We start from the raw sequence: 14,120 nt of genomic DNA, 5'->3' as shown, positions 1-14,120 counted from the left end.
TAAGTCCTTATCAGTTGAGGCCGCGCACGGAGGAGATGAACTGCTTCAGTTCCGTGGTCTGCGGATTGGCGAACAGCGTTTTGCTGTCGCCCTGCTCCCAGACTTTCCCCTGGTGCATAAACACCACGCGGTCGCCCACTTCGCGGGCAAAATTCATTTCATGGGTGACCAGTATGAGCGTCATCCCCTCGGCCGCCAGCTGCTCCAGCACCTTGAGCACTTCGCCCACCAGCTCCGGGTCGAGCGCGGAGGTGATCTCGTCGCAGAGTAAAACTTTAGGCGACATGGCCAGCGCCCGGGCAATCGCCACGCGCTGCTGCTGGCCGCCGGAGAGGCTCGACGGGTAGTAATCCAGGCGATCGCCTAAGCCCACTTTCTCCAGCATGCGCTGCGCCAGCTCGCGGCATTCGGCGGCACTTTTCTTCAGCACCCGACGCGGGGCGAGCATCACGTTTTCCAGCGCCGTCATGTGCGGGAACAGATTGAAGCTCTGGAACACCATCCCGACCGAGCGGCTGATTTCGCGCGCCTGAGAATCCCGATCGGTAATGGTCATGCCGCCCAGCTTGATGCTGCCGTCCTGATAGCCTTCCAGTCCGTTGATGCAGCGCAGCAGCGTGCTTTTGCCCGATCCGCTGCGCCCGATAATGGAGATCACCTGGCCCATGTCGATATCCAGATCGACGCCCTTGAGCACGTGGTTATCGCCGTAGTACTTCTGCACCTGATTAATGGTGATGAGAGGCATTGAATTTCGTCTCCAGATAGCGGCTGTAGCGCGACAGCGGATAACACAGAATAAAGTAGCCGAGCGCCACCAGCGCAAAAACCTTAAACGGCTGATACGTCACGTTGGTCAGCATGGTCCCGGCCTTGGTCAGCTCGATAAAGCCGATGATCGACGCCAGCGCGGTGCCTTTAATCACCTGCACGGCAAAGCCGACCGTCGGGGCGATACCGATGCGCAGCGCCTGCGGGGCGACGACGCGAAACAGGGTCTGGCCAAAGGTCAGCCCCAGACAGCGCGACGCTTCCCACTGCCCTTTCGGCAGGGCGCGAATGCTGCCGTTCCAGATATCGAGCAGAAACGCGCTGGTGTAGAAGGTGAGCGCCAGCGAGGCGGCGGTCCAAGGCGAAACGTCGATGCCGAACAGCGCCACGCCGAAGAAGGCCAGGAACAGCTGCATCAGCAGCGGCGTGCCCTGAAACAGCTCAATATAGCCGCGGATGATGCGCCTGACCGTGCGCCCGCCCGTGAGGCGCAGCAGCAGGAGCGGCAGCGTCACCGCCGCCCCGCCGACAAACGCCACCAGCGACAGCAGCACCGTCCAGCGTCCGGCCAGCAGCAGGTTGCGAATAATGTCCCAGTCGGTAAAGGTGGTCATCATGCCTGCACCCCCAGCCATTTGCGTCCTGCCGCCATCATCAGCTGGCGCAGGGTAATCGACAGCGCTAAGTAAATCCCGGTTGTCACCAGATAGACCTCAAAGCTCAGAAACGTTCTCGACTGGATCAGGTTGGCGGCGAAGGTCAGCTCTTCATACGAGACCTGCGACACCACCGACGAGCCGAGCATCACGATAATGCACTGGCTCACCAGCGCCGGGTAAATGCGCTGCAGCGCGGGCGGCAGCACCACGCGAATAAAGGTCTGCAGGCGGGTCAGCCCCAGCACGCGTCCGGCTTCCCACTGCCCTTTCGGCGTAACCTGAATGCCCGCGCGGATAATCTCGGTGCTGTAGGCGCCCAGGTTCACCACCATGGCCAGCAGCGCCGCTTCCCCCGCCGTCATCTTCAACCCGAGATTCGGCAGGCCGAAGACGATGAAAAACAGCTGCACCACAAACGGCGTGTTGCGGATGATTTCCACGTACGCGCCCCAGATCCGGCTGAACCAGGTGGTGCGTCCGCTGCGGATCGCCGCCCCGAAAATCCCTATCGCCAGCCCGCCGACGGTCGCCATCACCGTCAGCTGAATAGTGACCCACAGCCCCGCCAGCAGCTCCGGCCAGTGCGGCCAGAGCGCGGAAAAATCAAGTTGCTCCGTCATCGGCTCAGGCGCCAAGGTTTGCCGGCAGCGGGGCCTTCAGCCATTGCTCGGACAGACCGTTCAGCGTGCCGTCCTTGATGCCCTGCTCAATCAGCGCATCCACCTTTGCCTTCAGGGCCGGTTCGTTTTTCTTCAGGCCAATAAAGCACGGCGAATCTTTCAGCATAAAGCTCGGCACCGGGGCCTTATCCGCGTTCTGGCGCGAAATGGCCGCCACCACGAGGTTGCCGGTTGCCACGTACTGCACCTGTCCGGAGAGGTAGGCGGAGAGCGTGGTGTTGTTATCTTCGTAGCGCTTCACGTCCGCGTCTTTCGGCGCCAGGCCGGTCAGCACCATGTCCTCCACCGCCCCGCGCGTCACGCCGATGGTTTTTCCGCTCAGCGCGGCGGCGTCTTTCAGCTCGGCCCCTTTCGGCCCAAACACGCCGAGGAAGAACGGCGCGTAGGCGCGGCTGAAGTCGATCACCTTCTCGCGCTCCGGGTTTTTACCGAGGCTTGAAATGACCAGATCCACCTTATCGGTTTGCAGATACGGCACGCGGTTGGCGCTGGTCACCGGCACCAGCTGCAGCTTGAGCTTCATCTGTTTGGCCAGATAGCGCGCCATGTCGATGTCATAGCCCTGCGGCTGCAGATCGGTCCCCACCGAGCCAAACGGCGGGAAGTCCTGCGGAACGGCAATGCGAATGGTGCCGCGCTTCTCGATATCCTGAAGCTGGTCAGCCTTTGCCGGCAGCTGTGTGAAGAGACATGCGGCCCCGGCCAGTGCAATCAACATTTTTTTCATGGTGCTTCCCCGTAACGTTAACATGAAACAAAAGATTCTTTGAATGTGATTTTGCAACTAATGTGCCAGATAGGGCGAAGCGGGGAATATTCTTGTAAAGCCTGATAAAACGCGGACGGGTCGAAAAAACCTGCGTTTTCCCGACCCGCCATATGCACCATTTCAATGCAAAGCACCAGCCTGATGCCCCATTATCGTTGTTCGAGTTCGTCCAGCTGCTGGTAGAGGGAGGCAATTTCGTGAATGCGCGGACGGCCTTTATCGAGAATTTCATGCAGGAAGGCGTTTGCCAGCAGGTTGATCAGGCTATTGACTGAGGAGTAGCTGTCATAGGCCGAGACGCTGTCCAGCGGGGCGCAGAGCTGCCAGCTCGCCAGCGGAAACAGGCTGTGCGCCTGCGGCTCGCACATCAGCAGCACCGGAATACCGCTGCTCTGAAGCTGCTGCATCAGCGGGCGGATGATGCGCGGGCGGCGGCGAAAGGCCATCATGACCACCAGATCGTCCGGCGTTAAATCCACCAGCTCTTCGCCCAGGCTCTGCCCCGGCTGCGGCAGGACCAGCACCTGACCGCGCGCCTGCAGCAGCTGCTGGCGCAGGTGCAGCGCCGCCGGATAGGCGTTACGCATGCCGATAATGACGATGCGCCGCGCCTTCACCATGCAGGCCATGGCGTCGGCAAACTGCTGCGCGTCAAGGGCATTGACCCACTGGGTCAGGTTCGCCATCTCCTGCTTATAGTGGCGCGCCAGCAGCGTATTGCCCTGCACCGCGTCGCGGTTATCGGTGAGCGGCATCCCGCTCTGGCGCAGGGTGCGCAGCTCGTCGCGCATGTCCTTATATTTCTCATAGCCCAGACGCTTAAACAGACGGCTGACCGTGGCTTTCGACACCCCGCTCAGCTGCGCCAGCTCGGCGCTGTTGTAGCTAATCAGGTCGTCAAAATGGTCGAAAATAAAGTCTGCCACCCGCTGCTCCTGCGGCGACAGCGACGGGTACTGTGCTTTCAGACGTTCATCCAGTTGTTCCATAGCGCCTCTGTAACTTTTGTTTCATCACATTGTACCTTTTATTATGCGTATTCATTATACGTGCCAGTTTACTGAAACTTTTCTTTCAGAACTGGAACAGCTTTTGCAGCGCCTTGTGACTTTCAGGGTTACGAGGACTTTTCATGCAAAGTAATGTCTCCACGCACGGCATGGCCGTTGCGCCCCACCATCTTGCCAGCCAGAGCGCGCTGGCGGTGCTGCGCGAAGGCGGCAGCGCGATAGAGGCGATGGTCGCCGCGGCGGCCACCGTTGCCGTGGTTTACCCGCACATGAACGGGCTGGGCGGCGATGGCTTCTGGCTTATCGTGCCGCCGGAAGGCGAACCTGTCGCCATTGATGCCAGCGGCGCGGCGGGATCGCGCGCAACGCTCGCCGCCTACGACGGGCTGGCGCACATCCCTCATCGCGGCCCCCGCGCGGCGCTGACCGTCGCCGGCACGGTGAGCGGCTGGGACGAGGCGCTGAAGGTCTCGCGCGAGATAACCGGCAAGGCCTTGCCGCTGGCTCGCCTGCTGGCCGACGCCATTGATTACGCACAGAACGGCACGCCGGTCACGGCCTCTCAGGCCCATGCCACGGCCAGCAAATTCGACGAGCTGAAGGACGTCCCCGGTTTCGCGGAAACCTGGCTGGTGGACGGCAAGCCGCCAGAGGTCGGGAGCCGCTTTTACCAGCCCGCCATGGCCACGACGTTGACGCGCCTGGTGGAAGACGGTCTGGACAGCTTTTACCGCGGCCCGCTGGCGGACGTGCTGGCGCACGGCATGGAGACGCTGGGCCTGCCCGTGACGCTGGCAGATTTACGCGCGCACGTCGCCCGGCGCACCGCGCCGCTGAGGCTGCAGCATCAGCAGGGGGTGATCTTTAACCACGCCCCGCCGACGCAGGGGCTAGTCTCGCTGGCGATACTCGGCATCACCGACCGCCTGAATATGGCGGAGGCCGATGACGCCGACACCGTTCACCGCATCGTTGAAGCCACCAAGCTGGCCTTTGGCCTGCGCGATGCCCACATCACCGACCCGCGCGAGCTGAAAACCGATATTCAGGGTCTGCTGGATCCCGCCGCCCTGCAGGCGCTTGCCGACAGGGTTGACGACGGCCGCGCCGTGCCGTGGGGCACCGGAAAAGGCCCCGGCGATACGGTGTGGATGGGGGTAATGGATAACAGCGGGCTCGCCGTGTCGTTTATCCAGAGTATCTATCACGAGTTCGGCAGCGGCGTGGTGCTGCCCGACACCGGCATCGTCTGGCAGAACCGGGGGGCATCGTTCAGCCTCGATCCCGATAGTCTTCTGGCCCTCGCGCCGGGCAAGCAGCCTTTCCATACCCTGAACCCGGCGGCGGCGCGTCTTAAGGACGGGCGCGTGATGGTCTACGGATCGATGGGCGGCGACGGACAGCCGCAAACCCAGGCCGCGCTCTTCACCCGCTACGCGATTCAGGGCGTGCCTTTACAGGAAAGCATTTCCCGCCCGCGCTGGCTGCTGGGGCGCACCTGGGGACAAACCTCGGATACGTTAAAGCTGGAAGGACGCTTTAGCGCTGAGACGGTCTCACGGCTTCAGGCACTCGGACACGAGGTGGAAATGTTCCCTGACTTCAGTGAAGCGATGGGCCACGCGGGCGCGATTGTCCGCCACCCCAACGGGCTGTTCGAAGGGGCATTTGACCCGCGCAGCAACGGCGCGGCCGCCGGATTCTGAGGAGAAAACAATGACGACACAACAACCCGACTGGCAGGCGTATCTGGCGCAAATGGAGTCCGTGCTCGGCGTAGAGCTGGACGATGCCCGCCGCGTCGAGCTGCAATTGCAGTTCAGCCGCATTGCCACCCTGGCCGCCCCGCTGATGGCGCTGCCGCTCGACGACCGTCTGGAGATCGCAGGAGTGTATAAAGCATGAGGCTACACGAGATGAGTATCAGCGCGATCCAGCATGCGCTGAGCGCAGGCGAGCTGAGCGCTCGCGAGATTGCCCGCCAGACGCTGGAGGCGATTGCGCGCGTGAACCCGCAGATTAACGCCTGGACCGCCGTGACGGAAGCGCGCATGCTCGCCGAGGCCGAGAGCATCGACACCCTGCGCCGCGAGAAGCGCCCCCTGCCGCCGCTGGCGGGCGTGCCGTACGCGGTAAAAAATCTGTTCGACGTTGCCGGTCACACCACCCTTACCGGGGCAGAACTGTTTAGCCAGCGCCCCGCCGCGGCCGCCGACAGCTTCGCGGTGCGCCAGCTGCGCAGCGCGGGCGGACTGCTGACCGGGATGGTGAACATGGACGCCTACGCCTACGGCTTTACCACCGAAAACAGTCACTACGGCACCACGCGTAACCCGCACGATCTGGCGCGCATTGCGGGCGGGTCGTCCGGCGGCTCGGCCGCCGCCGTGGCCGCCGGGCTGGTGCACTTTTCGCTCGGCACCGACACCAACGGCTCGATTCGCGTTCCGGCCTCCCTGTGCGGCATCTACGGCCTGAAGCCCACCTTTGGCCGCCTGTCGCGATCCGGCAGCCATCCGTTTGTCGCGAGCCTCGATCATATCGGCCCCTTTGCCCGCCGCGTGTGCGACCTGGCGTCCGTGTACGACGCGCTGCAGGGCCGGGACAGCAGCGACGCTTTTCAGGCAGAGAGCTCGCGCGAGCAGACGCGTCCCCTGCTCGACCGCGGGCTTGACGGCCTGCGCTGCGCGGTGCTCGGCGGCTACTTCACCACCTGGTGCGACGCGGATGCCATAGACGCCGTGGCGCGGGTGGCAAAGGCGCTCGACGTGCAGGATGAGCTGCAGTTCCCGGACGCCGAACTGGCGCGTTCCGCGGCGTTTATCATCAGCGCCTCCGAAGGGGGAAACCAGTACCTGCCCGCGCTTCGCCGCGAGCCCGAGCGGTTTGAGCCGCATTCCCGCGAACGGCTGCTGGCCGGGGCGATGATCCCCTCCGCCTGGTACATTCAGGCCCAGCGGTTTCGCGCGCACGCCCGCCAGGCGTTTAAAACCCTGTTCGCGCAGGCCGACGTGCTGATCGCTCCGGCAACGCCGCGCAGCGCCACGCTCGCGGGTGAGCAGACCATGGAGATTAACGGTCAGCCGCTCCCCATTCGCGCCAGCATGGGGATGCTGACCCAGCCGATTTCATTTCTGGGCCTGCCCGTGACCACCGTTCCGCTGCGCACAGCGCAGGGTGCGCCGATTGGCCTGCAGCTTATTGCCGCGCCGTTTAACGAGCAGGCCTGCCTGCGCGTCGCGCGCGTGCTGGAAGAGAGTGGGATCGCCGATGCCCGCCCGGCGGAGGTGGCCGCATGATGAATCACGATGACATTAACCTTCCGTGGGTAGTCGCCGAGGTGACCGCCGCGTTTTACCGCTATGAAGACGCGCTGGTGAGCAACAACGTTGCGGTGCTGGACGAGCTGTTCTGGCACGACAAAAACACGGTGCGGCTGGGGGCGGGTGAAAACCTGTACGGGATTGATGAAATCCGCGCCTTTCGCGCGGCGCGCCCGTCCGTCGGGCTGCAGCGGACGCTGCGCCACACCGTCATCACCACCTTCGGTGAGGATTACGCGGTGTGCAGCACCGAGTTTACCCGCGAGAGCACGGAACGCATTGGCCGCCAGCAGCAGACGTGGGTGCGGTTTGCCTACGGGTGGCGGATCGTGGCGGCGCAGGTGAGTTTGATGGTGTAAAGCTGAAAAACCTGCCCGGTGGCGCTGCGCTTACCGGGCCTGCGATGTCCAGTATGCCCTGTGGGTCCTGTAGGCCGGGTAAGGCGCAGCCGCCCCCCGGCTAAACACGGCACACTTACTTCTGAAACGGATGCACTTCCCGCCAGTGGTCGGCAATCTGCTGGCGGGTACAGACCCACACCCGCTCATGCTGCTGCACGTAATCCAGGAAACGCTGCAGCGCGCGAAAACGCCCCGGCCGCCCCAGCAGGCGGCAGTGCATGCCGATGGACATCATCTTCGGCGCGCTTTCCCCCTCTTCGTACAGCACGTCAAAACTGTCCTTCAGGTAGGTATAAAACTGCTCGGCGGTGTTAAACCCCTGCGCGGTGGCGAAGCGCATGTCGTTAGCATCCAGCGTATACGGCACGATCAGGTGCGGCTTGCGGGTGCCGTCGCTGCAGGCCACTTCCGTCCAGAAGGGCAGATCGTCGCCGTAGTAGTCGCTGTCATAGTCGAAGCCGCCGTGCTCCACCACCAGCTGGCGGGTGTTGGGGCTGTCGCGCCCGGTGTACCAGCCCGTCGGCGGCTTTCCGAAAAGGTCGGTCAACACGTGCACCGCCTTGTGAAGGTGTTCGCGCTCCTGGCTGATATCCATGCTCTGGTAGTGGATCCAGCGCCAGCCGTGGCTAACCACGTCATAATCCGCATTCTTGATAGCCTCAACGATATCCGGGTGACGCGCCAGCGCCATCGCCACGCCAAAGACCGTCAGCGGCAGGCCGCGCTTTTGAAATTCACCGTGGATCCGCCAGAATCCGGCGCGGCTGCCGTATTCGTAGAGGGAGTCCATCGACATGTGTTTATCCGGGTAGCTGGCCGCGCCGATAATGTCCGACAGGAACTGCTCGGATCCTGCATCGCCGTGCAGAACGTGGTTTTCCGCCCCTTCCTCATAATTGAGCACAAACTGCACGGCGATGCGCGCCTGATTCGGCCACCGCGCGTGCGGCGGGTTGCCCGCGTAGCCGCGCAGATCCCGCGGGTAATCCTGTTCAAAAAGCCCCATTGCCACCCCCAAAAAATTAAAATGGATTCAGTGCCTGAAACTGTCCGCTTAACGCTTTTTTCTCCGGGAACGCCAGATCCCCGTGCTTGCTGGTCGACAGCCCCAGCGCCACAAGCGACTCCACCATCTTCACCGCCGCGCTGACGCCGTCGATGACCGGCACGCGCAGCTCGCGCGTCAGCTCCTGCGCCAGCGTCGCCATGCCGCCGCAGCCCAGCACGATGGCGCCGCAGCCGTCCTCTTTCAGCGCCTGTATACAGCGCGCGCGCACCTTCTCCTGCGCCAGACCGCTGCCGTCCTCCAGCGCCAGCACCGGGAGATCGATAGCGTGCAGCGCCGCGCAGCGATCGTGAAAGCCATACTGGTGCAGCAGATGGCGGGCAATAATCAGCGTGCGCGGCAGCGTGGTGACCACCGAAAAGCGCGTCGCCACCAGCGTCGCCATGTGCATGGCGGCTTCCGCAATACCCACCACCGGCCCCTCCGCCAGCTCGCGCGCCGCCAGCAGGCCCGGATCGCCAAAGCAGGCGATGACGTGACCGTCCACGCCCTGCTCTCTGCCGAGCTTAACCTGTTCGAGAACCCCCACGGCGGCGATGGCCTCATCAAAGTGGCCCTCTATCGACGGCACGCCCGCGCTCGGGCAGACCGCGAGGATCTCCGTACCCAGCGCCGCCACCGCGCGGGCCGCCGCGCCGATGGTTTCCGTCATCGCGAGGCTGGTGTTGGGGTTGATCACTTGTATACAGACAGATGACATTACGACTCCTTGTGGCCGGCAAACAGCCGGGCAAAATCGGGCAGGCACTCGCCCGCCCGCTCGAAGCAGAGGCTGGCGACGATATGTTCAAAATGGTGCATCAAAGCATCGCTTAGCGGCTGGAGCGCCTTCTGGCGCAGCAGATCCACAAGCTGTTCGTGATCGTTGCAGCGGCACCCCTGACGCCACGGCGCGCCCCAGGTTGCAATCACCAGCGACGAGCGCTGGCTCAGGCCGGTCACCATCTCCGTCAGCACCTGGTTGCCGGAGATGGCCTGCAGCTGAATGTGGAAATTGGCGGAGTGGCGAATTGCCGCCGGGCCGTCGTACGCCTCGTGCGCCTGCTGCTCCTGGCGAATGATGGCCTCCAGCGCGGCAAGGTGCGGCGGCTGGCAGCGGGCCAGCACGTCCGGCAGATTGGCGACCTCCAGCAGGGCGCGGGTGCGGAAGATATGCTGCGCCTCTTCCACCGTCGGGCTGGCAACGTGTGCACCACGCTTGGGCGTTAAGGTGACCATTTGCACAGCCGCGAGTCGTTGAAGCACCTTGCGGATGCCCGTGCGGCTTACGCCAAAGACCTCGGCCAGCGCTTCCTCCGGCAGTTTGCTCCCCGGCAGCAGCTGATGTTCGACAATCGCGGTCATCAGCGCCTGAAAGATCGATTCGTCTTTGTCATGCAGGTCTGGCGCGGTCTGCAGGGCGTTTATGTTGTTCATTCACCACTCCGTCTTTTACTCTTCGTTATCGAATCGTATACATAAAAATAAAATATTGCATACAAGATTTAATATTTTGGCCTGGATCCTGCAACACCGTCTGCACTCCCGCTTAACGGGTTTTCATTCACAGGAGCAGGTTTCATGCCAAACAGTCAAAACGCACAGCAGGGTACGGCCGCTGATTCCGGTGCGGTTTACAGCCCACGTCTTTGCAATGAGGATCTGGCACCAACGCGTGACCAGAACTGGAGCTGGTACAACATCTTTTCGTTCTGGATGTCGGACGTTCACAGCATGGGGGGTTATGTTGTCGCCGCGAGCTTCTTTACGCTCGGGCTGGCAAGCTGGCAGGTGCTGCTTTGCCTGCTGGTGGGGATTTGCATCGTGCAGCTGTGCGCCAACCTGGTGGCCAAACCGAGCCAGATGGCGGGCGTGCCCTATGCGGTGATCAGCCGTCAGGCGTTTGGCGTGTTCGGGGCCAATATTCCGGCGGTGATCCGCGGGCTGATTGCCTTCGCGTGGTACGGTATTCAGACCTATCTGGCCGCCAACGCCCTGATGCTGGTGGCGCTGAAGTTCTGGCCGTCGCTCTCTTCGCTTACCACAGGCGCGTTCCTGGGCCTGTCGCATCTCGGCTGGATCTGCTTTGCCATTATGTGGGTACTGCAGGCGATGGTTTTCTGGCACGGCATGAGCGCCATCAAGCGCTTTATTGATATCGCCGGTCCGGCGGTCTACGTGGTGATGCTGGCCCTCGCAGGCTGGATTGTATACAAGACCGGTTTTGACGGCATTTCCTTCACTCTCGCCAGCAAATCCCTGAGCGCGGGCGAGCAAACCTGGCAGATGATCACCGCGACCGCGCTGGTGGTGTCTTACTTCTCCGGCCCGCTGCTCAACTTTGGCGACTTCTCCCGCTACGGCAAAAGCATGGGCGAGATCCGCCGCGGCAACCGCTGGGGGCTGCCGTTTAACTTCCTGCTGTTCTCCATCGTCACCGTGGTCATTGTCTCCGGCACCCAGTCGCTGTTTGGCCGCATGATCACCGACCCGATCGAAACCGTCAGCCGCGTGGGCAACGATCTGGCCGTGGCGATCGGCCTGCTGACGATGATCACCGCTACCATCGGGATCAACATCGTCGCGAACTTCGTCTCCCCGGCGTTTGATTTCTCTAACTGCTCGCCGCAGAAGATCAGCTTCCGCACCGGGGGCATGATTGCCGCCGTCGGCTCGATCCTGCTCACCCCGTGGAATCTGTTCAACTCGCCGGAGCTTATCCACTACACCCTGGACGTGCTCGGGGCGTTTATCGGCCCGCTGTTCGGCATTCTGATTGCCGACTTCTACCTGATTAAGCGCGGCAAGGTGTCGGTTGACGATCTGTTCGACGACACGCCAAAGGGCAAATACTGGTACCGCAACGGCTTCAACCCGAAAGCCATTGGCGCGCTGATCCCGTCCGTTGCCGTGGGCCTGGTGATTAGCTTCATCCCGGCCCTGCATGAGGTGGCGAACTTCAGCTGGTTTATCGGCGTCTTCCTCGGCGGCGTGACCTACCGCTGGCTGGCGCGGGAAGATCGCGAGACGGCGGGCGCGACGTCGTTCAGCTCCCGCGTGGCGACGCAAAAAGAGTAACTTCCTCCTTCCGGCCGCAGCGTATCTGCGGCCCGTTCATTCTGGCACCGTTCTTGCTGCGCCTTATCACCCCGCTACGCAAACACTAAGGCAGGAACCATGATGGATTACCAGACAGCGATCCGCGGCGCATTTTTTGATATTGCCCAGGTCTGCGACAGCGCAGACGCGATTGCCCAACACGCGCGCTACCTTGAGGACGGGCTGCTGTTTATACAGAGCGGGAAAATTCTGGCGCAGATGCCGTGGCAGGAGGGCGAGCAGTATCTTGACCCCCACAAGGGCTACACCGACCTGCGCGGCAGGCTGCTGTTGCCCGGTTTTGTCGACACCCACGTCCATTATCCGCAAACGGAGATGATCGGCGCCTTTGGCGAACAGCTGCTGGAGTGGCTGACCACCTACACCTTCCCGGTGGAGAGCCAGTTTTCCGATGAAGCCTACGCGAAAGAGATCGCCGAATTTTTCATTCAGCAGCTGGTGAGCAACGGCACCACCACCGCGCTGGTGTTTTGCACGCTGCATCCGGAATCGGTCGAGGCTCTGTTTACCGAAGCCCTGCGCCTGAACATGCGCCTTATCGCCGGAAAGGTGATGATGGACAGACACGCGCCGGACTACCTGAGCGAAGACGCGAAGCAGAGCTACCGTCAGACGCGGGCGCTGATCCAGCGCTGGCACCACCGGGGACGGCTGGGCTACGCCATTACCCCGCGCTTTGCGCCGACCTCATCCCCCGAGCTGCTCGCCGCGGTCAGCCTGCTCAGAGAGGAATTCCCGGATACCTGGATGCAGACCCACCTGAGTGAAAACCCCAACGAAGTGACCTGGGTGAGCGACCTCTGGCCGGAGCACGAGCGCTATCTGGACGTGTATCACCACTACGGGCTGACCGGCGAGCGCAGCGTGTTTGCCCACGCGATCCATCTTCACCACAGCGAGTGGCAGTGCCTGCACGACACCGGTTCAGCGGTCGCGTTTTGCCCCACCTCAAACCTGTTTCTCGGCAGCGGGCTGTTTCGCCTGCCCGCCTGCTGGCAGCACAGGGTGCGGATGGGCATCGGCACCGACGTCGGCGCGGGCACCACCTTCAGCATGCTGCGCACCCTGGGTGAGGCCTACAAGGTCGGCCAGCTTCAGAGCTACCGCCTGCGCGCCAGCGAGGCCTTTTATCACGCCACGCTGGGCGGCGCGCACGCCCTCAGGCTCGACGATAAGATTGGCAACTTCGCACCCGGCAAAGAGGCGGATTTCGTGGTGATCGACCCTGACGTGACGCCGCTGCAGCGCCTGCGCAATCGCCGCTGTCAGGATATCTACGAGCAGCTTTTTGTGCTGATGACCCTCGGCGACGAGCGCAACATCAGCGAGACCTGGGTCAACGGCGAGCGGGTGTGGTCAACTTCCCCGGTAGGTTGACCACCCGCCGGGCGCAATCACAAACGGCAGGTGGAAATGCTCGTCTGCCGTTTCTCCCGTCAAAAAATCAATTTGCGCGCAGGGATAGAGCGTGTCGCGACCGGTTTCGCTAAACCACGCGCCGATCTCGGCCACCAGCCGATAGCGGCCTGCGGGCAGAGAGGGAACGAACGCGGCGATGCGCCCCTGGGCGTTGGTCACGCCCGTGGCCAGCGTGTTCCCGTCCTGTTGCAGATGGACCGTCACGCCCTGTGCGGGTTTGCCCGTCGAGATATCGAGAATATGGGTGCTGAGTGTGCTCATTCGCTAATGACTCCTTCCAGCCGTAGCAGCGTAATTTCCCGCAGCTGTTCCAGCGCGGCACGGACTTCCTGCGCGTCGCTGTTCTCCAGCCGCGCGTGCAGCGCCTGTAAAATCTCCTCGCCGCTGCGGCCCTTCGCGCGGATCAGAAAGACGCGTCCGAAGCGGGCCTCGTAGCGGGCATTGCCCTCGCGCAGCGCCTGGGCAAGGTCAGCATCGCGATCGTTCACCGCACCCTGCTCCTGGCGCGACAGCGCCGCCTCCGCCTGTGAACCTGCGGGCTTTTCCCCGATGCGCGGATGGGCGCTAAGGGCCTGCGCCAGCGCCGCTTCGTCCCAGTTTTGCGTCAGCGCGTTTGCCGTACGGAACAATTCGTCCCGGCTGGCGTAGGGTCGCCCCAGAGCCAGCGCATTTGCCCACTCGGGGAGCGCCACGCAGGGGTGAATCAGCGCTAACGCCTTTTCGTGGTGAAGGTGATTGAAGTCATGCAGTGCGATCATAGTGTCTCCTTTATTGTCTTCCTCCGGGTTATTGCACAAACCACGCCACTCTGAACGCGGGCGTGAAACAGTCGATTCCGTATAGCTCAACTGGAAATTTTTGATTCAAAAAAAGGCACGTTCACCGCGTTTGCGCACCTTAGCAGTGCAAACGTCTCCCCCACA

Annotated in this window: 15 protein-coding genes and 1 pseudogene; 6 read left to right on the top strand and 10 right to left on the bottom strand. The window is 62.6% G+C overall.

Features of this window, described 5'->3' with window-relative positions:
• Positions 1–10: 10 nt before the first annotated feature.
• The 5 genes from ACMGGX_RS17465 to hpxU form a co-directional block, all read right to left on the bottom strand.
• The gene (locus ACMGGX_RS17465; RefSeq protein ID WP_008499843.1) at positions 11–748 is read right to left on the bottom strand and encodes an amino acid ABC transporter ATP-binding protein; all 738 of its coding nucleotides are present in this window, start codon (positions 746–748) and stop codon (positions 11–13) included.
• The gene (locus tag ACMGGX_RS17460; protein WP_064791110.1) at positions 729–1,385 is read right to left on the bottom strand and encodes an amino acid ABC transporter permease; all 657 of its coding nucleotides are present in this window, start codon (positions 1,383–1,385) and stop codon (positions 729–731) included. Before ACMGGX_RS17460 ends, ACMGGX_RS17465 begins: the two co-directional genes overlap by 20 nt.
• Positions 1,385–2,050, bottom strand: coding sequence for an amino acid ABC transporter permease (locus ACMGGX_RS17455; RefSeq protein WP_032658112.1), 666 nt, complete (start codon positions 2,048–2,050; stop codon positions 1,385–1,387). Before ACMGGX_RS17455 ends, ACMGGX_RS17460 begins: the two co-directional genes overlap by 1 nt.
• A gap of 4 nt (positions 2,051–2,054) precedes the next feature.
• Positions 2,055–2,837: a transporter substrate-binding domain-containing protein gene (locus ACMGGX_RS17450; RefSeq protein ID WP_420298663.1), complete on the bottom strand. Its 783-nt coding sequence runs from the start codon at positions 2,835–2,837 to the stop codon at positions 2,055–2,057.
• A 191-nt stretch (positions 2,838–3,028) separates the two neighbouring features.
• On the bottom strand, positions 3,029–3,868 hold the full coding sequence (hpxU, locus tag ACMGGX_RS17445) for a MurR/RpiR family transcriptional regulator HpxU (RefSeq protein WP_023311063.1): 840 nt from the start codon (positions 3,866–3,868) through the stop codon (positions 3,029–3,031).
• A 143-nt stretch (positions 3,869–4,011) separates the two neighbouring features.
• On the opposite strand from hpxU, the gene hpxW reads away from it, so the two are divergent.
• The 4 genes from hpxW to hpxZ are packed head-to-tail and all read left to right on the top strand — an operon-like array spanning position 4,012 to position 7,571.
• The gene (gene hpxW, locus ACMGGX_RS17440; RefSeq protein WP_420298662.1) at positions 4,012–5,595 is read left to right on the top strand and encodes an oxamate amidohydrolase; all 1,584 of its coding nucleotides are present in this window, start codon (positions 4,012–4,014) and stop codon (positions 5,593–5,595) included.
• A gap of 10 nt (positions 5,596–5,605) precedes the next feature.
• The gene (gene hpxX, locus ACMGGX_RS17435; RefSeq protein ID WP_181594780.1) at positions 5,606–5,794 is read left to right on the top strand and encodes an oxalurate catabolism protein HpxX; all 189 of its coding nucleotides are present in this window, start codon (positions 5,606–5,608) and stop codon (positions 5,792–5,794) included.
• Positions 5,791–7,188, top strand: coding sequence for an AtzE family amidohydrolase (locus ACMGGX_RS17430; RefSeq protein WP_420298661.1), 1,398 nt, complete (start codon positions 5,791–5,793; stop codon positions 7,186–7,188). The genes hpxX and ACMGGX_RS17430 overlap by 4 nt, the downstream gene beginning before the upstream one ends.
• Entirely contained in the window at positions 7,185–7,571 is a 387-nt protein-coding gene (gene hpxZ / locus ACMGGX_RS17425; protein WP_181594778.1) for an oxalurate catabolism protein HpxZ, read from the top strand. Before ACMGGX_RS17430 ends, hpxZ begins: the two co-directional genes overlap by 4 nt.
• A gap of 115 nt (positions 7,572–7,686) precedes the next feature.
• Here the strand turns inward: hpxZ and puuE are convergent, their stop codons facing one another.
• The 3 genes and pseudogenes from puuE to ACMGGX_RS17410 form a co-directional block, all read right to left on the bottom strand.
• Entirely contained in the window at positions 7,687–8,586 is a 900-nt protein-coding gene (gene puuE / locus ACMGGX_RS17420; RefSeq protein ID WP_249414617.1) for an allantoinase PuuE, read from the bottom strand.
• Positions 8,504–9,379 (bottom strand): annotated as a pseudogene (gene hpxA, locus ACMGGX_RS17415) (allantoin racemase). The gene puuE and the pseudogene hpxA overlap by 83 nt, the downstream one beginning before the upstream one ends.
• Positions 9,379–10,095 carry a GntR family transcriptional regulator gene (locus ACMGGX_RS17410; RefSeq protein WP_010429412.1) on the bottom strand — a complete coding sequence of 239 codons (717 nt, stop codon included), beginning with the start codon at positions 10,093–10,095 and terminating at the stop codon, positions 9,379–9,381. The pseudogene hpxA and the gene ACMGGX_RS17410 overlap by 1 nt, the downstream one beginning before the upstream one ends.
• Positions 10,096–10,239: 144 nt before the next feature.
• On the opposite strand from ACMGGX_RS17410, the gene ACMGGX_RS17405 reads away from it, so the two are divergent.
• On the top strand, positions 10,240–11,736 hold the full coding sequence (locus ACMGGX_RS17405) for an NCS1 family nucleobase:cation symporter-1 (protein WP_029741848.1): 1,497 nt from the start codon (positions 10,240–10,242) through the stop codon (positions 11,734–11,736).
• A 99-nt stretch (positions 11,737–11,835) separates the two neighbouring features.
• Positions 11,836–13,155, top strand: coding sequence for a guanine deaminase (gene guaD / locus ACMGGX_RS17400; RefSeq protein ID WP_420298660.1), 1,320 nt, complete (start codon positions 11,836–11,838; stop codon positions 13,153–13,155).
• Here the strand turns inward: guaD and uraH are convergent.
• Together uraH and uraD are read right to left on the bottom strand one after the other, a co-directional pair.
• Complete coding sequence (gene uraH / locus ACMGGX_RS17395) at positions 13,135–13,458, bottom strand: hydroxyisourate hydrolase (protein ID WP_420298659.1); 324 nt, start codon at positions 13,456–13,458, stop codon at positions 13,135–13,137. The genes guaD and uraH overlap by 21 nt on opposite strands.
• The gene (gene uraD / locus ACMGGX_RS17390; RefSeq protein ID WP_420298658.1) at positions 13,455–13,955 is read right to left on the bottom strand and encodes a 2-oxo-4-hydroxy-4-carboxy-5-ureidoimidazoline decarboxylase; all 501 of its coding nucleotides are present in this window, start codon (positions 13,953–13,955) and stop codon (positions 13,455–13,457) included. Before uraD ends, uraH begins: the two co-directional genes overlap by 4 nt.
• Positions 13,956–14,120 lie beyond the last annotated feature (165 nt).

Source organism: Enterobacter sp. BNK-29, from assembly GCF_048684785.1.
Classification (GTDB): Bacteria; Pseudomonadota; Gammaproteobacteria; order Enterobacterales; family Enterobacteriaceae; genus Enterobacter; species Enterobacter cloacae_M.
The sequence above is the reverse complement of the archived record's forward strand: the minus strand, read 5'-3'. Positions and strand labels throughout refer to the sequence as shown.